This is a genomic window from Streptomyces sp. NPDC001157, from assembly GCF_053598255.1.
Genome location: NZ_JBSFJW010000026.1, coordinates 15,383 through 37,811 on the forward strand (window position 1 = coordinate 15,383; position 22,429 = coordinate 37,811).

Consider the following 22,429-nt stretch of genomic DNA (forward strand, 5'->3'; position numbering starts at 1 on the left):
CCCATGGGACCTGTGCCAAAGCAACGATTGGCAAAGTGCTGGAGCCGGGGAACTCGGGCCGTCCTTCGTCCGTCTTCCTAAGTGAGACCCCCGCAGCATCCCCCGTCTGCGGGGGTCTCACCCAGATCACTCACCGACTCGACTGCGGCTGCGCCACCGGGAAAGCCCGCTCGAAGGCGCCTCGGACCGTATGGCCCGCCGTGCGGTCCAGGATCCCGAACGTCACACGCGCGAAGGCCCGGGCGAATCGGCCTTCGGGGCCGAGCAGCGCCCGGAATGCGCCCGCCACCTGCGCCGGGTCGTTCTGGAAGACCCCGCAGCCCCAGGCGCCCAGCACGAGGTGCCGGTAGCCGTGGGCCGCGGCCGTCTCCAGCACCCGCTCGGCGCGGACGGCCAGGGCCTGCGGCAGTTCGGCGGTGCGCTGCGGGGCAGTACGTCTGATCACTCCCGCGTTCGGGGCGGCGGCGGTCAGGAAGCCCGCGGTGTACGGCTCGTCCAGCAGGCGGCCGCGGTCGTCGCGGAAGACGGGCACCCCAGGGGAATGGATGACCCGGTCGGTGTAGAAGGGGTCGCGGTGGGTGCGGTGGTGGTCGTAGAACTCCGGGACCCCGAGCAGGCATGTGTACAGCGCGGAGGCGCGACACAGGGCCTCTTCCTGGGCCTGGGCGCCGTTCAGGAAGCCGCCGCCCGGGTTGCGGGCCGAGGCGAAGTTCAACACCGCCACCTGCCCGCCGAGCCGCCGCGCGGCCTCCAGGCTGCTCTCGCCGGTGACCTCGATGTACGTGTCGGCGGCGGCGGTCGGTGACACCGGCACAGGGTCCGGCCCGTACCTGCGCGTGCCGGCCCGCGCCGCCTCCACCGCCGCGGCAATGGACACCTCGCGCCCGTCGGACGCCTGATACCCGCCCGCCGCCACGATCTGCTGTGTCTGCTGCGCGATGCCGCGCAGGCGCGCGCTCATGGCGCCACCCCCGTGTGCGCCGTGCGCGCGCGCCGTGCGCGCTCCCCCGTCGTGCTCATGGACCGATCGTGGGCGATCCTGGACATGCGGTGCAACAGAGTTTCCGCGTCCGCGAACGCCCAGGAAAGCCATAGGAAACGCCCGGAACGAGGAGATTACCGAGCCGGAACATGCCGATACGCACCCTTGTGCGATACGGCGGGAGGGTCTTGGGTGGGACGAGTGCTGCCGTCCGGGCACCTGACGGGCCGGGCCGGCGGCACGGTCGAATCTCAGGAGGTTCCCGACATGTCAGATACGCCGAGCGCCGCTCCGGCGAGCGACTGTACGGAGCCCCGCACCGCCCTCACCCCGCCCGAGGTGGAGGCACTGGTCCGGGGCATCTGTTTCAAGACCGGCCCACCCCGAAACGTCGGGGTCGAAGTGGAATGGCTCGTCCACGAGCTGCGCACACCGCAGCTCCCCGTCACACCCGAACGACTCGAAGCGGCCTACGCCGCACTGCGGACCGTGCCCCTGAGGTCGGCGCTCACCGTCGAACCCGGCGGCCAGCTGGAGCTGAGCTCCCCGCCCGCCACCTCCCTGATGGAGTGCATCGGTACCGTCTCCGCCGACCTCGACGCCGTCCGCTCCGCCCTCGCCGGGCTGGATCTCGGCCTCGTCGGCATCGGACACGACCCCTGGCATCCGCCGCGCCGGTTCCTGCACGAGCCGCGCTACGACGCCATGGAGACCTGCCTGGACCGCACCGGCCCGTCGGGGCGCCGCATGATGTGCACCTCGGCCTCCGTCCAGGTCTGCCTGGACGCCGGATACGAGGAGCCCGGCCCTCTCGGCCACGGTCGGCGCTGGTGGCTGGCGCACCAGCTGGGCGCGGTCCTGGTCGCCGCCTTCGCCAACTCCCCGCTGGCCGGACGCGAACCCACCGGCTGGCGCTCCACCCGGCAGCTGCTGTGGCTGGAGATAGGCCCAGGCCGGGCAGGCGCACCCCCGCTGGACGGAGATCCCCGCCGGGCCTGGGCGCGGCACGTCCTGGACTCGCCGGTGATGTGCGTGCGCCGGGACGACGGGCCCTGGGATGTTCCGGAGGGGCTGACCTTCCGGGAGTGGGCCAGGTCGGGGGCGCCGCGGCCGCCCACCCGCGCGGACCTCGACTACCACATCACGACGCTGTTCCCGCCGGTCAGACCGCGTGGCTTCCTCGAACTGCGCATGATCGACGCACAGCCCGGCGACGACGGGTGGATCGTCCCGCTCGCCGTGACGACGGCGCTCTTCGACGACCCGGGGGCCGCCGAGACCGCGTACCGCACCGTGAAGCCGCTGGCCGAACGGGCGCTCTCGCTGTCGGCGCCGCACAATCCGCTGTGGATCGACGCGGCCCGAGACGGCCTGGCCGACCCCGAGCTGCACGAGGCGGCCGTCACCTGCTTCATGGCCGCGCTCGACGCCCTGCCCCGGCTCGGCGCCACCGCCCAGGTCACGGACGCCGTGGCGGCGTACCTGGACCGCTATGTCATGCAGGGCCGCAGCCCGGCCGACGACCTGCTGGACCGGGTGCGCGGCACCGACCGGCGCCCGCACGGGAAGGATCTCCGCACATCATGACCGACCCCGCCCTCGACGAACCCTCGATCGACGCAGAGACCCTGCGCGAGCGGGCCCTGACCACCCTGACCACCGCACGTGACCGCACCACCCTCCTGACCAGCTGCGTCGAGGAGCCCGACCTCACCGCGCAGCACTCGCCGCTGATGTCGCCGCTGGTGTGGGACCTGGCGCACATCGGCAACCAGGAGGAGCTGTGGCTGCTGCGGGCCGTCGCCGGCCGGGAGGCGATGCGCCCCGAGATCGACGGCCTCTACGACGCCTTCGAGCACCCGCGCTCCGAACGCCCCTCGCTGCCGCTGCTGCCGCCCGCCGAGGCCCGCAGCTACGCCTCGGAGGTGCGCGGGCGGGTGATGGACCTGCTGGAGAAGGCTGACTTCCACGGCACGAGACTCACGGAGGCGGGCTTCGCCTTCGGGATGATCGCGCAGCACGAGCAGCAGCACGACGAGACGATGCTGATCACGCATCAGCTCCGCAAGGGCCCACAGGCTCTGACCGCCCCGGACCCGGACCCGGTGCCGCTGTTCACCGGACCGGCCGAAGTCCTGGTCCCCGGCGGCCCGTTCACCATGGGCACCTCCACCGAGCCATGGGCGCTGGACAACGAACGCCCGGCGCACCGGCGCGAGGTGGCGCCGTACTACATCGACACCACCCCGGTGACGAACGCCGCCTACCAGGCGTTCATCGACGACGGCGGCTACGACAACGAGCGCTGGTGGACGGCGGCCGGCTGGGCGCACATCCGCGAGCACTCCCTGCACGCCCCGCTGTTCTGGAAGCGCGACGGCAAGCAGTGGCTGCGGCGCCGCTTCGGCGTCACCGAGGTGGTGCCGCCCGACGAGCCGGTTGTGCACGTGTGCTGGTACGAGGCCGATGCCTACGCCCGCTGGGCCGGGCGGCGGCTGCCCACCGAGGCCGAGTGGGAGAAGGCCGCCCGCCACGACCCCGCGAGTGGCCGCTCGATGCGCTACCCGTGGGGCGACGCCGACCCGGCACCCGAGCACGCCAACCTCGGCCAGCGGCATCTGCGCCCGGCCCCGGCCGGCAGCTACCCGGAGGGCGAATCCCCGCTCGGCGTACGGCAGTTGATCGGTGACGTGTGGGAGTGGACGTCGAGCGATCTCGCGCCGTACCCGGGCTTCGAGGCCTTCCCGTACAAGGAGTACTCGGAGGTGTTCTTCGGGCCCGAGTACAAGGTGCTGCGCGGCGGTTCGTTCGCCGTGGACCCGGTGGCCTGCCGGGGGACGTTCCGCAACTGGGACTACCCGATCCGGCGGCAGATCTTCTCAGGGTTCCGCACCGCCCGCTCCGCGGGGGCTGTCTGATGTGCCGTCACCTGGCGTACCTGGGCCCCGAGGAACCGCTCGGCAGAGTCCTCGTGGAGCCCGCGCACAGCCTGTACCGCCAGTCGTGGGCGCCTCGGCGGCAGCGGTACGGGACGGTCAACGCCGATGGTTTCGGGGTGGGTTGGTATGCCGAGGGCGACCCGGTGCCGGCCCGCTTCCGCCGGGCCGGGCCCATCTGGGCGGACCTGTCCTTCGCCGACCTGGCCCGCGTCGTGCGCTCGGGGGCGGTCCTGGCCGCCGTACGGGATGCGACCTTGTCGGGTGCCGACGCGGAGGCCGCGGCGGCACCGTACGCGGCGGGGCCCTGGCTGTTCAGTCACAACGGTGCGGTGAAGGGGTGGCCGGGCTCGCTGGCGCCCCTGGTGGCGAGCCTGCCCGCCGTCGACGTGCTGTCGATGGAGGCCCGCAACGACTCCGCGCTCGTGTGGGCGCTGGTCCTGGCGCGGCTGCGCGGCGGCGACGACGAGGCGCAGGCGCTGGCCGACACGGTCGTGGAGGTCGCCGAGGCGGCCCCCGGCTCCCGGCTCAACCTGTTGCTCACCAACGGCGACACCATCACGGCCACCACCTGGGGCGACACCCTCTGGTACCTGTCGCAGCCCGGCCGCAGCACCGTCGTGGCCTCCGAGCCCTACGACGACGACCCGCACTGGCAGGAGGTCCCCGACCGCACACTGCTCGCGGCGAGCCGCACCGACGTGCTGCTCACCCCCCTCAAGGAGCCGAGCGACACCTTGGCCACCGCACCACCGAAGGAGCCCCGTACGTGAGTCCGTTCCTTCTCACCCGCACGCTGCCCGAGGACGCCACGGACGCCGCCCTGCGCGCCGACGTCCTCAACGGCCTCACCGGCACACCCAAGACGCTGCCGCCGAAGTGGTTCTACGACGCCCACGGCAGCGAGCTGTTCGAGCAGATCACCGAGCTGCCCGAGTACTACCCGACGCGCGCCGAGCGGGAGATCCTCGTCGCCCGCTCGGGCGAGATCGCCGCGGCGACGCACGCCCGTACCCTGATCGAACTCGGCTCGGGGTCCTCGGAGAAGACGCGCTATCTGCTGGATGCGCTGACCGACCTGCACACGTACGTGCCCGTCGACGTCAGCGAGAGCGCGCTCACCCATGCCGGGGAGGCGCTCGTCGCCGAGCGTCCCGGCCTCCAAGTCCATGCGCTGATCGCCGACTTCACGGCGAGCGTGACGCTGCCGGACACTCCGGGCCCGCGGCTGATCGCGTTCCTCGGCGGCACGATCGGCAACCTGCTGCCGGTCGAACGGGCCGCGTTCCTCGCCTCGATCCGCTCCCTCCTCTCCCCCGGTGACGCGCTGCTGCTCGGCACGGACCTGGTCAAGGGCGAGAAGGTGCTGGTCCGGGCGTACGACGACGCGGCCGGTGTGACGGCGGCCTTCAACAAGAACGTCCTCGCCGTCGTCAACCGCGAGTTGGGCGCCGACTTCGACCCGGGCGCCTTCGATCACGTAGCCCTGTGGGACACCGCCAACGAGTGGATCGAGATGCGTCTGCGCTCGCGCACCGCGCAGTCGGTGAAGATCCCCGCACTCGACCTCGCCGTCGACTTCGACGAGGGCGAGGAGCTGCGCACGGAGATCTCGGCGAAGTTCCGCAGGGACGGCGTACGAGCCGAACTGTCCGCGGCGGGGCTGGAGTTGACGCACTGGTGGACCGACACGGAGGGCCGTTTCGCGCTGTCGCTGAGCGTGGCGCGCTGACCTCTGCACCCTGGGCCCGACCGCCGGGTACGGCGGTCGGGCCCGTCACTCGCCGGCACAACAGCCCTTGCCGACATGTGGGTCCCATAACCTCGTGCAGGGAGACGTCGGATGCTTCGAGGAGGGGATGGTGCTCGAAAGGGGCACGCGGTTGCTCGCGGGCGCCATGGTCGTGGCCTGCATGTTGCTCGTCGGCCCCAGCGTCCCGGGCGGCGCCCTCCTCGCCAGGTCACTGCCCGCCGATGCCGCCAGGGATGTCGTACCGAACCGGGTGATGACGTGGAACCTCTGCAACCCCTGCAAGGCGGGTGACGTCGACCGGGCGGCGGAGATCGCCACGTATGCGCCCCAGGTCGCCGGCCTGCAGGAAGCGTGCGTGAGTGACGTCGAGCGGATCCGGGACTACCTGAAGCGCCTCTATGGGCTGGTCTACCACGTCGAGTACGGGCCGGTTCTTCGGAATTGGGGTCGCTGCGGTGGGGCACCGTGGAGTCCGGGAGGCTTCGGCCAGGCGATCCTCTCGGCGGCACCGATGACAGACCGCGTCACGGTGGAATACCCCGACGGCGGCTCCGAAGACCGCGGCTACATGGCCGTCACCACGACGGTGGACGGCCGGCCCGTCCGGGTCTTCAACACCCACCTCGCCCAACGGCGTCAACAGGCAGTCCGCGCGGACCAGACCGCCGTACTCGCCACTGAGGTCGCCCGGCACGAACGCGCCATCGTCCTCGGCGACTTCAACGCCACGCCGGACGCTCCCGAGCTCGCCCGGATGTGGGCACTGGCCGTCGATGCGGACCCCCGGTGCCGCCCCTTGCCCACCGGCGCCTGCGAGCCGACCACCGACTGGCGGAGCAGGTTCGACTACGTCTTCCTACGAGGCATCGCCCCGCTGGGCCACCGCGTGCAACCCACCTCGTACTCGGATCACCATCTGCTCTACGCCGACCTGGACGCGACGTAAGCGGCATTCACCGACTTCGACGGTGCGGAGAATCCATCGAAACATTCGAGATTCTCAACCGGGTAATGGTCCGAACAAGCCCTCTTCCTCAATAGTTCCGCTGTACAGGGCTACGAATGTTTCGCGATCAATGCCGAAACTATTGACGCTTGACGGGGACAGGCCAACACTGTTCGACCAATACCCGGCCTCGAACAGCGAGGAGGAACCCCCGCATGAACGGCAAACCCGCACTGCCGATGAACCGCAGGACCGCCTGCGGCCTGATGCTGGGCGCCGCGTCGGTGCTGGCTCTGCCCGGCACCGCTCGCGCCGCCACGGTCATCACCACGAACCAGACCGGCACCGACAACGGCTTCTACTACTCGTTCTGGACCGACGCGCAGGGCACGGTCTCCATGACCCTGAACTCCGGCGGCAACTACAGCACCAGCTGGAGGAACACCGGCAACTTCGTCGCCGGCAAGGGCTGGAGCACCGGCGCCCGCCGGAACGTGAGCTACTCGGGCAGCTTCAACCCGTCCGGCAACGGCTACCTGTCCCTGTACGGCTGGACGTCGAACCCGCTCGTCGAGTACTACATCGTCGACAACTGGGGCACCTACCGGCCCACGGGGTCGTACAAGGGCACCGTGACCAGCGACGGCGGCACGTACGACATCTACCAGACGACGCGGTACAACGCCCCGTCCGTCGAGGGCAACAGGACCTTCAACCAGTACTGGAGCGTGCGGCAGTCGAAGCGGACCGGCGGCACCATCACCACCGGCAACCACTTCGACGCCTGGGCACGCGCCGGGATGCCCCTCGGCAGCTTCAAGTACTACATGATCCTCGCGACCGAGGGTTACCAGAGCAGCGGCAGCTCCAACATCACGGTGTCGGGATGAGCACCGGACGAGGTCTCCCGTTACGTCCCTGGACGACGGCCCTGGCCGCCGTCGCACTGGCCGCCACGGGCACCCTCGCCCTCCACCCCGCTCCGGCCCAGGCCGCCACCTGCAACGGCTACGTCGGACTCACCTTCGACGACGGCCCGTCCGGCAACACGACGGCCCTGCTCAACGCACTGAAGCAGAACGGGCTGCGGGCCACCATGTTCAACGAGGGCCGGTACGCCGCCGCCTACCCGGCGCAGGTGAAGGCCCAGGTCGCCGCGGGCATGTGGGTCGGCAACCACAGCTACACCCACCCGCACCTGCCCCAGCTCGGCCAGGCGCAGATCGACTCGGAGATCTCCCGCACCCAACAGGCCATCGCGGCCGCGGGCGGCGGCACGCCGAGACTGTTCCGGCCGCCGTACGGCGAGACCAACGCGACGGTGAGGACCGTGGAGGCCAAGTACGGTCTGACCGAGATCCTCTGGAACGTCGACTCGCAGGACTGGAACGGCGCCAGTACGGATGCGATCGTGGCCGCCGCCTCCCGGCTCACCAACGGGCAGGTCATCCTCATGCACGACTGCCCCGCCAACACGGTCGCCGCGATCCCACGCATCGCACAGGGCCTGGCCGCCCGCAATCTGTGCGCAGGCGTGATCTCCCCGCAGACCGGCCGCGCCACGGCCCCGTCCTGACCGGCAAACCCGCACGAACACCGGCCGCCACCCCGGTCAGGATCCGACGGGGTGGCGGCCCTCCACTGCCACCATCACGACCAGTACCACCAGGAGCAGCACGACGTAGGCGATGGAGTGGACGCGGTCCGGGACCCGGGCGGTGAGCCGCCTCGCCACGGCGATGGTGGGGAGCGAGCCGAGGAGCAGGGCGGCGGCCGCGGTGAGGTCGACGTAGCCGAGTCGGCCCGTGCAGGACGGTGCGGTCGGGGCGAGGGCGTAGACGAGGGTCGCGGCCACGGCGACGGGGACGCTGAGCGGATTGGCCATGGCGGTCGCCTGGGCCATGGGCAGGCCCCTGCGGCGCAGGAGCGGGACTGTCATGACGCTGCCGCCCACGCCCAGGCCGGCGGCCACGAGACCGATTCCGGTTCCGCCGAGGGTGGTCGTGGCGCGGCCCAGCGGCCTCGGACACGTCCGGTCCGCCACCCCGATAAAGCCCTTGCGCAGCAGGCTGTCGGCGATCGTCACCAGCAGATAGGCGGCGAACAGCAGGCGCAGTGCCGTACCGCCGATCAGGGTGGCCGCGAAGGATCCGGCACCCGCGCCGACGGCGATGAACGCCGCCAGCGGCCACACGTACGCGCGGCGCAGCCGGCCCTGACGCCACTGGGCCAGCGCCGCCGCCAGGGCGTTGACGACCATGACCGCCGCCGAGGTCGCCACCGCGGCATGCATGGCGTCCGCCGCCGCACACGCCGTGGCGCTCAGGACGCCGTAGACGACGGGGACCGTGATGAAGCCGCCGCCGAAGCCGAAGAGGACCGTTGTAAGGCCGGTCAGGCAACCGAAGAAGAGGAGGGTGGAGAAGGAGATGAGCACGGTCAGACGCTAGGGATCAGGCGTCATGGCGGGCAATCGATGAATCGCCAACTTCTTACGCGGAGCAGACACAAGCCTGTGGTGCCGCGTAATGTCGCGGCATGCGCAACATCCCGGTCGCGGAGGTGGACGACCTCGACCGTGCCGTGCTGGCCATCGGCACCGACTACCCCCACGACCACCTGCTCGACTGGCACGAGCACCGCCGTGCCCAGGTCCTGTATGCGGCCACCGGCGTCATGCAGGTCGAGACGGACGACGGCAACTGGACGATTCCCACCGCCCGCGCGGTACTGATCCCGCCCCTGACCAGGCATCAGGTCACGATGGCGGGAGTCAGCACCCGCAGCCTCTACATCGAACCCGCTGCCGTGCCGTGGTTTCCCGCCCACTGCCAGGCCGTCGACGTCTCCGATCTGCTGCGGGCGCTGATCCTGGCAGCCGTCGACATGGAGCCGCGCTACCCCGAGCACAGCCGTGACGCGGCACTCGCCGCCCTCGTCCTCCACGAGCTCAGGAACCTCACCCCGTTGCCCCTGGATGTGCCGCTGCCGTCCGAACCGCGGCTGCGCCGCCTGTGCGAGGCGTTCCTGCAGAGGCCGGACATCCATGACCCGCCCGCGCGATGGTGCGCGGAGCTCAACGTCAGCGAACGCACCCTCGCCCGGCTGTTCCGCGGCGGCACCGGTCTGAGCTTCTCGCAGTGGCGCGGGCGTGCCTGCATCCTGCACTCCCTGCGGCACCTCACCGCGGGCATGCCCGTCACGCGCGTCGCGGCCCTGCTGGGCTACGACAACCCGGCCGCCTACACGGCCGCGTTCAAGAAGCTCCTCGGCCGGCCGCCCACGGCGCACAAACCACAACTCACTCCATGAAAAACGCTGTTATGGATGCGCCGAGTGAACGGTGGCCGGTAGGCGGGACGTATTGAGATATGCCGGGCCTGCGTCGAACGCGAGGCGATCCAGCAGCGATAGGACGATCTTGCGCACCACGGTCTCCCAGACATCCGAAGACACACCGCGGCGGTCCCTGACCGGCAACTGGCCCGTGGCCAGGCGTCTGAGGGCCGTGCTGCTCATCCCGGTCGTCGTCGCCCTCGTCCTCGGGGGCGTGCGGGTGAAGCACTCCGTGGACACCTGGCAGGCAGCCGACGATGCGGTCCGGGTGGCCGAGTTGGTCCAGGCGGCGAACAAGTACGCAAGTGACGCGATCAACGAGCGTGATGTGTCGGTCATCCCGCTGCTGAAGGGCGAGCGCACCGCCGCCGCGGTCGTGCAGACCCGCAGGACCACCGACGAGGATGCCCAGGCCTTCGACCGAGCCGTCGCCCGCATGCCGCAGAACTCCGGCCTCCTGCGGCGGGTCGGACTGGTCCGCGCCGGGGAGAAGCAACTGCCGACCGTGCGCGCGAACGCCTTCACCTCCCGCCTGTCCGGTGTGCAGACGGAGGAGAGCTACCACCTCATCCAGCACCCTCTGATGGAGATCTCGAACGAGCTGGGCTTCGGCAGCAACAACCAGGCGAGCTTCGGCCGCACCCTCTACGCCATCTCCCTGACCCAGGCGGCCGAGTCCCTGATCCGCTCCATCGGCACCCATCTGCTGGCGGAGGACCGCGGCACCCTCGCCGCGGGCGAACTGGACACCCAGCTCGCCTCTTTCCGCTCGTACGCCTACCTCGAAAAGGTCGCGCTCCAGGAGTACGCGGGTGCCGGCACCACCGACGACATGGCGCGGCTGCGGAAGGCACTGGCGGCCGCGGCCGCGCGGGGTGCGCAGCAGCGTGCCGACGCTGCTGCCAAGGCCAGGGCGGCGGGACGGAGTTACGTCGCCCCGCCCGACCTGGACAAGATGATCAGTGAGATCGCCGCGGGCCGGACGACCGCGCAGCTCACCGCCGAGGGCATCACGCCCGAGTCGTTCTTCGCCGCGTCCGCGCTCGGCTTCGACGCCTACCGCAGCATCGAGGTCCACCTCACCGACACGGCCCTGGCGGGCGCCCGCGACATCGCCGACGACGCCCGCCGCGACGCCGTCATCAACGCGGTGTCGGTCCTCGCGTCCGTGCTCGTCGCCTTCCTCCTCGCCTCCTGGGTGGCGCGCACGATGAGCCGCCGGATGCGCCGGCTGAGTGCCTCCGCCATCGAGATCGCCGGGGAGCGGCTGCCCGCCCGGATCACCCGGCTGTCGCGGTCCGTCCCCGGCCAGGTCGACTCCCGGGTCGCCCCCATCCCGATCACCAGCACGGACGAGATCGGCGAGGTCGCCCGCGCCTTCGACCACGTGCACCGCGAGGCCGTGCGGCTCGCCGCCGAACAGGCCCTGCTGCGCGGCAACATCAACACGATCTTCACCAACCTGTCGCGGCGCAACCAGTCCCTGATCGAGCGTCAACTGGCCCTGATCACCGACCTGGAGGACCACGAGACCGACCCGGACCAGCTGGCGAACCTGTTCCGGCTGGACCACCTCGCCACCCGGGTCCGCCGCAACGGCGAGAACCTCCTCGTACTCGGCGGCGAGAGACCCGCCCACCAGTGGGACCGGCCGCTGCCGTTGATCGACGTCATCCGCGCCGCCTCCTCCGAGGTGGAGCAGTACGAGCGCATCACCTTCTCCGGCATTCCCGAGGCGGAGATCCACGGCCGGGCCGTGACCGACCTCGTCCATCTGCTCGCCGAGCTGCTGGAGAACGCCACCTCGTTCTCCTCCCCGAACTCGGAGGTCCGCGTGACCGCCGTCCAACTGCCGGACGGCCGCATCATGCTCGAGATCCACGACAAGGGCATCGGCCTGCCGGCGGAGGACTTCGCGATGATCAATCGCAAGCTGGCCAATCCGCCGACCGTGGACGCCGACATCTCCCAGCACATGGGACTGTTCGTGGTCGGCAGACTGGCCGGCCGGCACGGCATCCGCGTCCAGCTGCGCCCCGCAGGCGAGCAGTCCGGCACGACGTCGCTCGTGATGCTGCCGGACACGATCACCTACCGAACGGCGGCAGAGGAACCCGACGCCGAGACCCTGGCCCTGGCTGCCGTGAGGGAAGCCTCCTCATCGCGGCGCGGCGTCCCCGCGGCGTCCCTCGCCGCGCAGGATGCGCCGGTCGGGTCCGACGGGTTCCAGAGATACGAGGCCTGGAACGACCGGCGGGACGACGCTCCGCCACCGCCCAGCCGCAACGAGGACGCCCGCAAACCGCGGGAGAAGGGCGCCCGCTCACGACGGCGGGCGCGGCGCGGGCGGCGGCCGGAAAGCGGCTTGGACGTGTCGCGCTCCGCCCCGACTTCGGGCACGGTGGAGTGACGCGTGACGCAGGTGTCACAGCGGAGAGGAGCACCCGCATGACGAACCACACCTACCGGGTCACTGAGATCGTCGGCACCTCACCCGACGGAGTCGACCAGGCCATCCGCAACGGCATCTCCCGCGCCTCGCAGACCCTCCACAACCTGGACTGGTTCGAGGTCACCCAGGTCAGGGGCCAGATCGAGGAGGGCCAGATCGCCCACTGGCAGGTCGGCCTGAAGGTGGGCTTCCGCCTGGACGAGTCGGCCTGACGGGGCAGACGTCGCCAGGCCGCCGCGGCGAAGTCGGGTGCGGTACCGCGCCCCAAAGGGGCGCGGGGAACTGCGCGCCCAGCCCCCACCGGCCCGCGCGTACGTCACCACCAAAACCGCTGTGGACGACCTCTACCTGGTTGGCCCAGGCGGGCGTGACCGCCGTACCCGGCCCGAACGGCGCGGGCAGGACCACGACGTGCGCGTACTGGGGCTCGACCCGGTGCGGCGGGCCCGTCCTGCGGCCACCGGATCGGCGCTCGGCGACCTGATCCCCGGCTGGACCCCTCAGGTTCGGCCCTCCACCTCCTGCGCCGCCTCCAGGGCGGCGGACCGGACCGTCCAGTGGGCCCGTACGACCCGGAATCCGGCCCGTTCGGCGTCGTCACACACCAGTTCGTCGTCGTCCACGAGCATCCGGACGTCCCGGGTGCGGGCCAGGCTGCGCAGGATCTCCAGCTTGGTGCGACGGGCAGGCCTGCGGTCGTCGTTGCGCCGCATGTGGACGCGCCCGTCGGGCAGCCCCTGCGCGGTGAGCCAGTCCAGGGTGTCGCGCCGGCAGCGCTCGGGCCTGCCGGTGAGATAGACGACCTCGCACTCCTTCGCGCTCTCCAGCACGAGCGCGATGCCCTCGGGGATCGGCGGGTCGTCCGGTGCGGCGGCGAAGAACGCGTCCCAGTCGCGCGGCTTGCGTTCCAGGAACCGCTGGCGATGGGCCGTGTCGGCGAGGGTGTTGTCCAGGTCGAACACGGCGATCGGCCGTTTACTGCTCTCGGTCACACGTCCACCCTAGGCTCTGGCAGTTGCGCGGGATCTTCCAGCTCCTCATGCGCGCGCAGGCGTGCTCGACTTGGGCACGGGCTTTGCGATGTGACGGAGGGGCTTCAGGTCGACTCGGACAGGCCCTGGACGCCCGGGTTCTGACGCAGGGCGGCGGCGACCAGGCCTTCGAGGGCCGCGCGCGGTACCTCGCCGCCGCTCACCAGCCGGTCGAGGATCAGGCCGTCGATGCAGGTCAGCAGGGCGTGAGTGCGGTTCTCAACATCCGTCACGCCGTGCGTGGTGAGGAACTGTCGGACGGTTTCGCGGCCGGCGTTCTCGCGGGGGACGAGGATCTCGCGCAGCTCAGGGTCACGCACGCTCTCAAGGGCGCAGGCATAGCGGGCGAGCGAGCGGCGGCGGCCCTCGCCGGTGAGTCGCTGCCGGGTGAGCAGCACCATGCCGTCCACCAGTTCCTCGACGGTGCGCAGAGACGGCAGCGCTTCGGCCGTCGCTTGCAGTTCTGCCTGGTCGAGTTGGACCAGGCGGGTGACGAGTGCGGTGAGCAGCGCGGCTCGGGTGCGGAAGTAGGCCGACGTGGTGCCGGGCGGCATGGCCGCTTTGCGGTCGACTGCGCGGTGGGTCAGGCCTCGGATCCCTTCGTCTGCGAGTACGTCGAGAGCCGCGTCCGCGAGGAGGGTGCGCCGATCCGAAGCCATGACTCCTTTCTACACCTGTAGAGCCGCACCTGTAGGGCCTCGGATAGGATCACCTTCTACAGGTGTAGAAGGTGAGGGCTTCGGCATGGGCGACACGGCAGTCGTGGTCGGCGGGGGCATCGGCGGGCTGGCCGCTGCCATCGGCCTGCGGCGCATCGGGTGGGACGTGACGGTCGTCGAGCGTGCGTCCGTGCTCGACGACGCGGGGGCGGGCATCTCGCTGGCCGCCAACGGCCTGCGGGCACTGGACGAACTCGGCGTCGGCGAGGCGGTACGGAATGCCTCGCGAGGCCAGTACAGCGGCGGCACTCGCACGCCGAGGGGCGGTTGGCTGGCCCGGATGGACGGCTCGGCGCTGGAGAAGGCGGCGGGCTCGCCGATCATGGGGGTTCCCCGCTCCGCCCTGCACCGACTGCTTCGCGACGCCCTGCCCGCCGGGGCACTGCTGATCGGCTCCGAGGCGGGCTCGGTGGAGCAGCTTGGTCCTGGGACGGTTCGGGTGGGCTGCGGCGACACGGTTCTGGACGCCGATCTGGTAGTGGCAGCCGACGGCATCGGCAGCAAAGTGCGCAGTCGTCTCTTCCCGGCGCATCCCGGCCCGGTCCACAGCGGCTCGACGGTGCTGCGCGCCATCACCGAGCAGGCACTCGACCTGCGCACCGACTTCGAGTTGACCTGGGGGCAGGGCGCCGAGTTCGGGCACATCGCCTTCCATGACGGGCGGGCGGAGTGGCACGCCGTCCTCAGCCTCCCCGCCGGGACACGGTTCGCCGACCCCCTGGCCGAACTGCGCAGACGATTCCACACCTGGCACGATCCGATCCCCGACCTGCTCGACGCGACCCGGCCGGAGGCCGTGCTGCACCACGACGTCAACGAACTCCGCACGCCGCTCCCCTCGTACACGTCAGGTCGGATCGTGCTGCTCGGTGACGCGGCACATGCGATGCCCCCCAATCTCGGACAGGGCGCCTGCCAGGCGCTGGAGGACGCGGTGACCCTGGCCGCCGCGCTCGCCACCGAACCCACCGTCGAGGCGGCGCTCGCCCGCTACGACGCCGAGCGCCGACCACGTAGCCAGGCCGTCGCGCGGGCCGCCCGGCAGGCCGGGAGGATGGGGCAGCAGCTCTCCCATCCACTGGCCGTCGCCCTGCGGAACACGGCGATGCGGCTGACACCCTCGCGCGCCGCAACGCGCATGATCCTTCGCCACCACGTCTGGGTCCCGCCCAAGCTGCCGGGGGGGGAACGGGATGCTGACCGGAGTCGTGATCGCCGCCCTGGACACCGCTCGATCAGGCAGGGGCATCAGAGGGCGCTCTGCAGGAAGTCGACGAGGACCGCGGTGAGTTCGGCGGGGGCGTCCTCCTGGACCAGATGACCTGCGCCCGCGATGGGTTCGAGGTGCGCGCCCGGGATACGGGCGGCCAGTTCGTGGCCCTTCACCGGGGGGATCCAGGTGTCCTCCTGGCCCCAACACACCAGAGCCGGGATGCCGATCTCACCGTAGCGGTCCTGTACCTCGTCGGTGTGGCGCTGGTCGGCCTGGGCGATCTGCCGGTAGAAGGCCGCCTGGCCCACCTCCCCGAGCCAGGGCTCAGCGAGCCGGTCCAGCACGGCGGGGTGCAGGCCGGGGCTGCTGGCCGAGCCGATGTACTCGCGCACCAGGGCGCGATGCAGCGCGGGCGGCAGCTGCTCGAAGACCTCGCAGTGCCCGCCGACCAGCCGGAAGAACGGCGATCCCCAGGGTGCCAGCGCCACCGGGTCGACCAGGGCCAGCGCCCGGTAGCGGGCTCCGTGCAGCAGATGCGCCCGCAGGGAGACGGCAACCGCCGAAGTCGTGGGCCACCACCAGCGGTTCGGCAAGTCCCCAGTGCGCCAGGAGCTCAGTGAACACCCCGCCCTGGGCGGCCAGGGAGACGTCCTGCCCGGCGGACATCTGCGATGCGCCGTAGCCGGGCATGTCCCACACGAACACCTGGTACCGGCGCGCGAGCGAACGGGCCACGGCCCGCGAGACGTACGACGAGAAGGGCGTGCCGTGGCAGAGGACGACCGGGTCCTGTCCGGCCTCTCCGAGGCTGTCCCAGCGGACGTCGCCGGAGGTACTGCGGAAGGTCTTGGTCAGCGGCCAGTCACGCACGGGGCAACTCCCGGGTTCTGTCTCTTCGATCGGTTCGTCGATCGGCTCTTCGATCGGTTCGTCGATCGGCTCTTTGATCGGCTCTTCGGTCGGCTCTTCGGTCGGCTCTTCGGTCGGTTTCGTCAGTGGCTCCTGGGATAACATCACGCAGGCTGTTGATCGTCCCGGTAGCCGTCGTACCGAAGAGGGAGCCATGTGGCGAACGCTGGCCGGTGTGGTGTCCGGTCTGGTCGTGCTGTTCGTCGGCAGTCTCGCCTTCAACGCGGCGTCCGGGCAAAGCCATTGGCCGGGACCGCTCGACCTCGTGCGGGTCCACCCGTGGCTGGTGCTTCTCCTCCTGATACCCGTCTCGCTGGTCGGGCTGTGGCAGGCACCGCGCCGCGAGCGTACGCAGAACCCGCCCGCGCCCATGACGTACCAGCTGCCACCGCGCCACACCAACTTCACCGGCCGCGACACCACGTTGCGGGAGTTGCGGCAGCACCTCACCTCGGCGAACGGCGTCGCGACGCTGGCGGTGCAGGGCATGGGCGGCGTCGGCAAGACCCAGCTCGCGGTCGAGTACGCCTACCGCTACCTCGCGAAGTACCGGTTCGTCGCGTTCGTGCATGCCGAGCATCCCGATCGGGTGGCACCGCAGTTCGTGTCGCTGGCCGCGGAACTGGGGCTGACGGAAGCAAGCTTCGACCAGGTCATCCCACGGGTGTACGGCAAGTTGGTGGACCGCAGGCCCTGGCTGATCATCTTCGACAACGGGGAGAAACCGGGCACACTCACGCACGCCCTGCCGTCGGGTGGCCCGGCGAGCAACGGCCATGTCATCGTCACCACCAGGGTGGGTGACTGGCGGAGCCGCGCCGACGTCGTCATGAACCTGGACGTGTTCGCCAGGCCGGAGTCGGTGGAGCTGCTGACCCGGCGGGTACCCGGTATGACCGAGGCGGTGGCGGACCGGATCGCCGAGCAACTCGGGGACCTGCCACTGGCGTTGGAGCAGGCGGCCGGGTACATGGGGCACAACCGCACGCCGCCCGATGACTACCTGACGCTGCTGACCTCGCGGCTGGAGGACATGATCTCGCAGGGTGAGCTTGCCGACCGGCCGGAGGTGGTGGTCTCGAGCCTGTGGCAGCTCCATGTGCAAAGTCTGGAGACACAACGGCCGCAGGCGGTGCGGCTGCTGGAGTTGTGTGCCCTGCTGGCGCCGGAGCCGATCCCGCTGCACCTGTTCACCCGAGGCCCCGGGATCCCGAGCGTGGACGCCGACGACCCGCTGGTGTGGGACACGACGGTCGGTGCACTGGCCGGTCTGGGGCTCGTGCGGCGCGGGAATGCGTCCCTGGTGGTGCACCGGCTGGTGCAGGCGGCCATCCGGGCAGGGATGCCGGAGCAGGCACTCACGGAAGCCCGGGTCCAGCTGTGCCGGGCGCTGGTCGCGGCCGTGCCGCACGACGTCCACGGCGACCCGGACGCTCGGCCGCGATGGCAGGAGCTGCTCCCGCACGTCCTTGCGGTGACCAAGGACGATCCATCGGCCGAGTGCGCTGCACAGACGGCGGTGTTGTTGAGACTGGCGTCGGAATTCCTCATCCAGATCGGGGATTACCCGATGGCGCTGCGTCTGTGTGAGCGTGCCCTCGCGATCGACGAGTCGCTCGAAGGCCGGGATGCGGAGACCGGCTTCGATCTGATCACCCTGGCCCAGATCCACCGGGAGCTCCACGCCCCGGAGAGGGCACGCCCACTGGTGGAACGCGCCCTGCGGCTGCACGAGTCCTGTCTGCCGGCGAACGATCCCGCCATCGCGACGGACCTGGCCACGCTGGCGCGGACCTTGTGCCTTCTCGGTGAACACCGGGCGGCGCTGCCGCTGGCCGAACGGGCGCTTCAGATCGACGAGACGGCACACGGGCCGAACGACCCCTACGTGAGCTTCGACCTCGTTGCGCTGGCGACCGTCCACGTCGACCTCGGCGACCACGCGGCAGCCCTGCCGCTGATCTCACGGGCGCTGCAGATCCGCGAGGCCGTTTACGCGCCGGACCACCTGTACATCGGCTACGTCCTCGTGTTCAAGGCCGAGGTCCTGCACACGCTGGGCGACCCGACCGCCGTGGATTTCGCGCGCCGGGGCGCACAGATCCTGCAGACCCGGCTGGGCAGGACCCACCCCAAGACCGAGAACGCATTCGCTCTGGTCGACCGGCTCCGGTGACCACGCCCGTTCCGGCGGCCCGCGCACTGGACTCGAACAGCCGCGTGACCTGGGCCGATCCGAGGTCGTTGACCCGGCTATGAAGAAGATCAGCGCGCTTGCCGTCCTCACCATGACCGGACTCGCGCTCGCCACCCCAGCCCACGCCGACAACGACAACAACCCGCACGGCCGCATCAACACCGTCAGCCACCGAAGCCCTCTTGCCACCGGCCTCTGCAAGGAAGCACTGGCGCTCGTCCCCGTGTTCGCACCGGTGAGCGACCAGGCACTGGACGACGCCTGCAACAACCGCGAACACACCGACGATCCAAGCAGCTAGTCCAAGCAGTCCGGGGCTCCGCACCCGGCCGACGGTGGACATACCCAGGCCGGTACCGGTGGCGGGCAACCTCCCCGCCACCGGCGACCACTTCCGCGACACCACAGGCAGACGGAAGCGGGAGACCCCATGCGCAGGAACAAGGCGATCTGGGCGGCGGCGATCGTGAACGCGGCGGCACCCACGCCCTCACCGACAACATCACACCATCGCGGCCTCGGGCACGGCGGTCCCAGCCCATCACGCTCAGCGCCTGACAGGTGAGCAGGGTCGTGGTCGACGGGCAGTTACCTCAACCGCGACCCTCGCAAGAACGGCGAGAGCGCCCACGGCCTGACCATCAAGAGGGCAGCGGCACCGGCAGCGTCATGCCTCCTCAGCAAGGACCCGGCCCCGCTCACGGGACCCGGGCGGGCGACGGTTCGCTGCCGTCGGCACCGCAGTTCCTCGTGCCGCGGAGTGGGGCGAGCATCGGGGCCCGGTTCTGATCCGCCCGCCCCGGTGCGGCGGGACGCAAGGGGTATGGATCATGCTTCTCCCATGTCATCCGCCCTCCCCTCCCCCCGCCGCACGCTGATCGGCGCGGCCCAACAGCGCCCCTGCACCCTCGTCGTCTGCCGGGGCTGCTGCTGCGGCGACCCGCGCAAACACCCCGGTACCGACCACGCCTGGCAGCTGGACCGGCTGCGCGCCGCGGCGGCCGAGCACGGCTTCCAGGTCCGTACGACCGACTGCCTGGGCCCCTGCGACCAGGCGAACGTCATCGTCGTCCAGCCCTCGGCGGCGGGGCGCCGGGCCGGCGGGCGGGCCACCTGGGTCGGCTTCGCCATGGACGACGACTGCACGGAGGAACTCGTCGGCTGGGCGGCGGCGGGCGGCCCGGGCCTCGCCGAGCCGCCCGTGACGCTGGAGCTGCAGTTCATCCAGCCGCCGCGGGACGCACGCGTACGCAGCCGCCGCTGAAGCATCGCCCCCAATTGCTAATGGGATCCATTTTCATATAGCGTCCTCGGTGTTTGCCCACCGAGGAGGTTTCCCATGGCTGTCCCCAAGCGGAAGATGTCCCGCAGCAACACCCGCCACCGCCGCGCCCAGTGGAAGGCGGCCACCCCGCAGCTCGTACCGCTCACCCTCGACGGTGTCACCCACCTCGTGCCGCAGCACCTGGTCAAGGCGTACGAGCGCGGGCTGCTGCGCCCCGAGGGCTGAGCCCGCGATGCCGTACGACATGCCGTACAGCCGCCTGCCCGTCACCGTCCTGTCCGGCTTCCTGGGGGCGGGCAAGACCACGTTGCTCAACCATGTCCTCGCCAACCGCGAGGGTCTGCGCGTGGCGGTCATCGTCAACGACATGAGCGAGGTCAACATCGACGCCGCACTGGTGCGCGGCGGCGAGGCCGCGCTCTCGCGGACCGAGGAACGCCTCGTCGAGATGACGAACGGCTGCATCTGCTGCACCCTGCGCGACGACCTGCTGGAGGAGGTCGACCGGCTGGCCCGCGAGGGCCGCTTCGACCACCTCCTGATCGAGTCGTCCGGCATCTCCGAGCCGATGCCGGTCGCGGCCACCTTCGCCTTCGCCCGCGACGACGGCGCCACCCTCGGCGACGTCGCCGAGCTGGACACCATGGTCACGGTCGTGGACGCGGCGAACTTCCTGCCGGAGCTGGCGGGCGGCGACGAACTCGCCGAACGCGGCCTCGCCCCGTACGAGGACGACGAGCGTACCGTCAGCGATCTCCTCGTCGATCAGGTCGAGTTCGCGGACGTCATCGTCCTCAACAAGCTGGACCTGATTGACGCCCGGGCAGCCGACCGGCTGCGGGCGGCACTCGCCCGCCTCAATCCCCTCGCCCGCATCGTCCCCGCCACCCACGGACGCGTGGACCTCCACCAGGTCCTCGGCACCCGCCTGTTCGACCTCGAACGCGCCCAGCAGGCGCCGGGCTGGGTGCGGGAGCTCAACGGCGACCATGTGCCGGAGACCGAGGAGTACGGCATCTCGTCGACCGTCTTCCGTTCCGAACTCCCCTTTCACCCCGGCCGGTTGTGGACCTTCGTGACCGAGGAACTGGACGGCGGCGCCTTCGGGCGGGTGCTGCGCTCGAAGGGCTTCTTCACCCTGGCGGGCCGCTCCGGGGTGACGGGTCTGTGGTCGCAGGCCGGTTCCGTGGCCCGCTTCGAACCGTCGGCCGCGCGTGATCCCGAGGCGCCGTATGCCCAGGAACTGGTCCTGATCGGCGTCCAGTTGAACGCGCACAGGATCCAAGCCGCCCTGGCTGACTGCCTCATGCGGCCCGGCGAGCCCCTTCCGGATGGCGACCCGTTCCCCGTCTGGGACACGTACGGCATCGACGACATCTGCGAGCACGAGCACCAAAACCGTCAACCACCGACTTCTGTCGACATCCTGGACACGGTCCGCACTTGTGAGGATGCTCGAATCCAAGCGGTGTGACAGCGCGGCACGCCACCGTGGGCGCGACCGCCACCGCGACGGGGGTGAGGACGGTGGAACCGCACACGGCTGCCGGCCCGGAGGCGAAGTCTCGGGTGGACCTGGTTCTGGAAGGCGGAGGGGTCAAGGGGATCGCCTTCGTCGGTGCCCTGGAGAAACTGTGCGCGGGGCACACCGTACGGCGGGTGGCAGGCACCTCGGCGGGCGCGGTGGTCGGGGCGCTGCTGGCGGCCGGCTACACGGTTCCCGAGCTCGAAGAGACCCTCAGGGAGATGCAGTTCGCGTCCTTCGAGGACGGCTGGGCACGCCACATCGGCAAGCCCGGGGCGGCGCTGGCCTTCCTGCTGCACAACGGCGTCTTCAAGGGCGATGCGCTGCATGCCTGGATCGAGGAGCGCCTGGCCCGCAAGAACGTCGTGACCTTCAGGGACCTGCGGCACGAGGAGCCGGGGGACGATCCCGGCACGCCGCCCTACCGTCTGGTCGTCACCGTCAGCGACATCAGCCGGGGCCGGGAGCTCCATCTGCCCTGGGACTGCAAGGAGTTGTGCGGTGTCGATCCGGACCGGATGAAGGTGGCGGACGCGGTACGGGCGTCCGCATCCATCCCCTTCTTCTTCCGGCCCTTCCCTCTCAAGTGCGGGCCCGACCAGGGCTCCGAACGGCTCGTGCTGGTCGACGGCGGGATGCTGTCCAACTTCCCCGTGGCCCTCTTCGACCGCCGTGACGGGCGCCCGCCCCGCTGGCCCACCTGGGGGCTCAAACTGTCCATGCGGACCACGCCCGCGCAGGACTGGCGGCCCGCCGGAAATCCGGTCACGCTGATCCAGCGGCTGATCTCGACGATGACCGACGCGCACGACCGGCTCCACATCGATGAACTGTCCGTGCAGGAACGCACCGTCTTCATCGACACCGGACGCGTGAGCTCCACCGACTTCCGTCTCACCCGCGAGCAGGCCGACTACCTCCTGGCCCAGGGGCAGGACGCGGCCGACGCGTTCCTGTCCAGGTGGGACTTCGACCGGTGGCTGGACCGCCGGCACCCACGGCCCGAGACGGCCGCCTGAACCGGCGAAGGAGCAGCCATGCGCCCTCGCACCCGCCCGCACAGACCGCTGCGCGTGTCAACGCGCCCTGCCCACAAGCCGATTACGGGAAGGGCGCCCGCGCTCCGTGGCCGACCCGTCCGGCCC

General features: G+C 70.7%; 21 protein-coding genes and 1 pseudogene. 17 read left to right on the forward strand and 5 right to left on the reverse strand.

What is annotated here, in order from left to right:
* Positions 1–130: 130 nt before the first annotated feature.
* Positions 131–961 carry a TIGR02452 family protein gene (locus ACWDAG_RS33595; protein ID WP_450699327.1) on the reverse strand — a complete coding sequence of 277 codons (831 nt, stop codon included), beginning with the start codon at positions 959–961 and terminating at the stop codon, positions 131–133.
* A 288-nt stretch (positions 962–1,249) separates the two neighbouring features.
* Between ACWDAG_RS33595 and egtA the strand changes: the two genes are divergently transcribed.
* The 7 genes from egtA to ACWDAG_RS33630 all read left to right on the forward strand — a co-directional run bounded on the left by egtA (position 1,250) and on the right by ACWDAG_RS33630 (position 8,193).
* Entirely contained in the window at positions 1,250–2,569 is a 1,320-nt protein-coding gene (gene egtA / locus ACWDAG_RS33600; protein ID WP_450699328.1) for an ergothioneine biosynthesis glutamate--cysteine ligase EgtA, read from the forward strand.
* Positions 2,566–3,900: an ergothioneine biosynthesis protein EgtB gene (egtB, locus tag ACWDAG_RS33605; RefSeq protein ID WP_450699329.1), complete on the forward strand. Its 1,335-nt coding sequence runs from the start codon at positions 2,566–2,568 to the stop codon at positions 3,898–3,900. The genes egtA and egtB overlap by 4 nt, the downstream gene beginning before the upstream one ends.
* A complete protein-coding gene (gene egtC, locus ACWDAG_RS33610; RefSeq protein WP_450699330.1) occupies positions 3,900–4,691 on the forward strand; it encodes an ergothioneine biosynthesis protein EgtC in 792 nt (263 codons plus the stop codon). The genes egtB and egtC overlap by 1 nt, the downstream gene beginning before the upstream one ends.
* On the forward strand, positions 4,688–5,650 hold the full coding sequence (gene egtD / locus ACWDAG_RS33615; protein ID WP_450699331.1) for an L-histidine N(alpha)-methyltransferase: 963 nt from the start codon (positions 4,688–4,690) through the stop codon (positions 5,648–5,650). Before egtC ends, egtD begins: the two co-directional genes overlap by 4 nt.
* A 127-nt stretch (positions 5,651–5,777) precedes the next feature.
* On the forward strand, positions 5,778–6,617 hold the full coding sequence (locus ACWDAG_RS33620) for an endonuclease/exonuclease/phosphatase family protein (RefSeq protein ID WP_450699332.1): 840 nt from the start codon (positions 5,778–5,780) through the stop codon (positions 6,615–6,617).
* Positions 6,618–6,832: 215 nt separating this feature from the next.
* Positions 6,833–7,507, forward strand: coding sequence for a glycoside hydrolase family 11 protein (locus tag ACWDAG_RS33625; protein ID WP_450699333.1), 675 nt, complete (start codon positions 6,833–6,835; stop codon positions 7,505–7,507).
* A complete protein-coding gene (locus ACWDAG_RS33630) occupies positions 7,504–8,193 on the forward strand; it encodes a polysaccharide deacetylase family protein (RefSeq protein WP_450699334.1) in 690 nt (229 codons plus the stop codon). The genes ACWDAG_RS33625 and ACWDAG_RS33630 overlap by 4 nt, the downstream gene beginning before the upstream one ends.
* Before the next feature lie 36 nt (positions 8,194–8,229).
* On the opposite strand, the gene ACWDAG_RS33635 is transcribed toward ACWDAG_RS33630, so the two are convergent.
* Positions 8,230–9,054 carry a sulfite exporter TauE/SafE family protein gene (locus ACWDAG_RS33635; protein WP_450699335.1) on the reverse strand — a complete coding sequence of 275 codons (825 nt, stop codon included), beginning with the start codon at positions 9,052–9,054 and terminating at the stop codon, positions 8,230–8,232.
* Positions 9,055–9,155: 101 nt separating this feature from the next.
* Here ACWDAG_RS33635 and ACWDAG_RS33640 point away from each other — a divergent pair, with 101 nt between their 5' ends.
* The 3 genes from ACWDAG_RS33640 to ACWDAG_RS33650 all read left to right on the forward strand — a co-directional run bounded on the left by ACWDAG_RS33640 (position 9,156) and on the right by ACWDAG_RS33650 (position 12,617).
* On the forward strand, positions 9,156–9,929 hold the full coding sequence (locus ACWDAG_RS33640) for an AraC family transcriptional regulator (protein WP_450699336.1): 774 nt from the start codon (positions 9,156–9,158) through the stop codon (positions 9,927–9,929).
* A gap of 175 nt (positions 9,930–10,104) precedes the next feature.
* Complete coding sequence (locus ACWDAG_RS33645) at positions 10,105–12,363, forward strand: nitrate- and nitrite sensing domain-containing protein (protein WP_450699337.1); 2,259 nt, start codon at positions 10,105–10,107, stop codon at positions 12,361–12,363.
* 38 nt (positions 12,364–12,401) lie between these two features.
* Entirely contained in the window at positions 12,402–12,617 is a 216-nt protein-coding gene (locus ACWDAG_RS33650; protein ID WP_389085964.1) for a dodecin, read from the forward strand.
* Positions 12,618–12,905: 288 nt separating this feature from the next.
* On the opposite strand, the gene ACWDAG_RS33655 is transcribed toward ACWDAG_RS33650, so the two are convergent.
* Together ACWDAG_RS33655 and ACWDAG_RS33660 are read right to left on the reverse strand one after the other, a co-directional pair.
* Positions 12,906–13,397: a phosphatase domain-containing protein gene (locus ACWDAG_RS33655; RefSeq protein ID WP_450699338.1), complete on the reverse strand. Its 492-nt coding sequence runs from the start codon at positions 13,395–13,397 to the stop codon at positions 12,906–12,908.
* A gap of 104 nt (positions 13,398–13,501) precedes the next feature.
* The gene (locus ACWDAG_RS33660) at positions 13,502–14,095 is read right to left on the reverse strand and encodes a TetR/AcrR family transcriptional regulator (RefSeq protein ID WP_450699339.1); all 594 of its coding nucleotides are present in this window, start codon (positions 14,093–14,095) and stop codon (positions 13,502–13,504) included.
* A gap of 85 nt (positions 14,096–14,180) precedes the next feature.
* Here ACWDAG_RS33660 and ACWDAG_RS33665 point away from each other — a divergent pair, with 85 nt between their 5' ends.
* Positions 14,181–15,476 (forward strand): FAD-dependent monooxygenase, encoded by a 1,296-nt coding sequence (locus ACWDAG_RS33665; RefSeq protein ID WP_450699340.1) that lies wholly within the window; start codon positions 14,181–14,183, stop codon positions 15,474–15,476.
* On the opposite strand, the pseudogene ACWDAG_RS33670 reads toward ACWDAG_RS33665, so the two are convergent.
* Positions 15,404–16,238: pseudogene (locus ACWDAG_RS33670) on the reverse strand (alpha/beta fold hydrolase). The gene ACWDAG_RS33665 and the pseudogene ACWDAG_RS33670 sit on opposite strands and share 73 nt — an antisense overlap.
* Before the next feature lie 193 nt (positions 16,239–16,431).
* Here ACWDAG_RS33670 and fxsT point away from each other — a divergent pair.
* The 6 genes from fxsT to ACWDAG_RS33700 all read left to right on the forward strand — a co-directional run bounded on the left by fxsT (position 16,432) and on the right by ACWDAG_RS33700 (position 22,303).
* Positions 16,432–18,453 (forward strand): FxSxx-COOH system tetratricopeptide repeat protein, encoded by a 2,022-nt coding sequence (gene fxsT / locus ACWDAG_RS33675; RefSeq protein WP_450699341.1) that lies wholly within the window; start codon positions 16,432–16,434, stop codon positions 18,451–18,453.
* A gap of 79 nt (positions 18,454–18,532) precedes the next feature.
* A complete protein-coding gene (locus tag ACWDAG_RS33680) occupies positions 18,533–18,775 on the forward strand; it encodes a hypothetical protein (RefSeq protein ID WP_450699342.1) in 243 nt (80 codons plus the stop codon).
* Positions 18,776–19,315: 540 nt separating this feature from the next.
* Positions 19,316–19,738: a (2Fe-2S) ferredoxin domain-containing protein gene (locus ACWDAG_RS33685; RefSeq protein ID WP_450699343.1), complete on the forward strand. Its 423-nt coding sequence runs from the start codon at positions 19,316–19,318 to the stop codon at positions 19,736–19,738.
* 75 nt (positions 19,739–19,813) lie between these two features.
* Positions 19,814–19,984: a 50S ribosomal protein L32 gene (gene rpmF / locus ACWDAG_RS33690; RefSeq protein ID WP_450699344.1), complete on the forward strand. Its 171-nt coding sequence runs from the start codon at positions 19,814–19,816 to the stop codon at positions 19,982–19,984.
* A gap of 19 nt (positions 19,985–20,003) precedes the next feature.
* A complete protein-coding gene (locus ACWDAG_RS33695) occupies positions 20,004–21,233 on the forward strand; it encodes a GTP-binding protein (protein ID WP_450699345.1) in 1,230 nt (409 codons plus the stop codon).
* Positions 21,230–22,303 carry a patatin-like phospholipase family protein gene (locus ACWDAG_RS33700; RefSeq protein ID WP_450699346.1) on the forward strand — a complete coding sequence of 358 codons (1,074 nt, stop codon included), beginning with the start codon at positions 21,230–21,232 and terminating at the stop codon, positions 22,301–22,303. Before ACWDAG_RS33695 ends, ACWDAG_RS33700 begins: the two co-directional genes overlap by 4 nt.
* Positions 22,304–22,429: the final 126 nt, after the last annotated feature.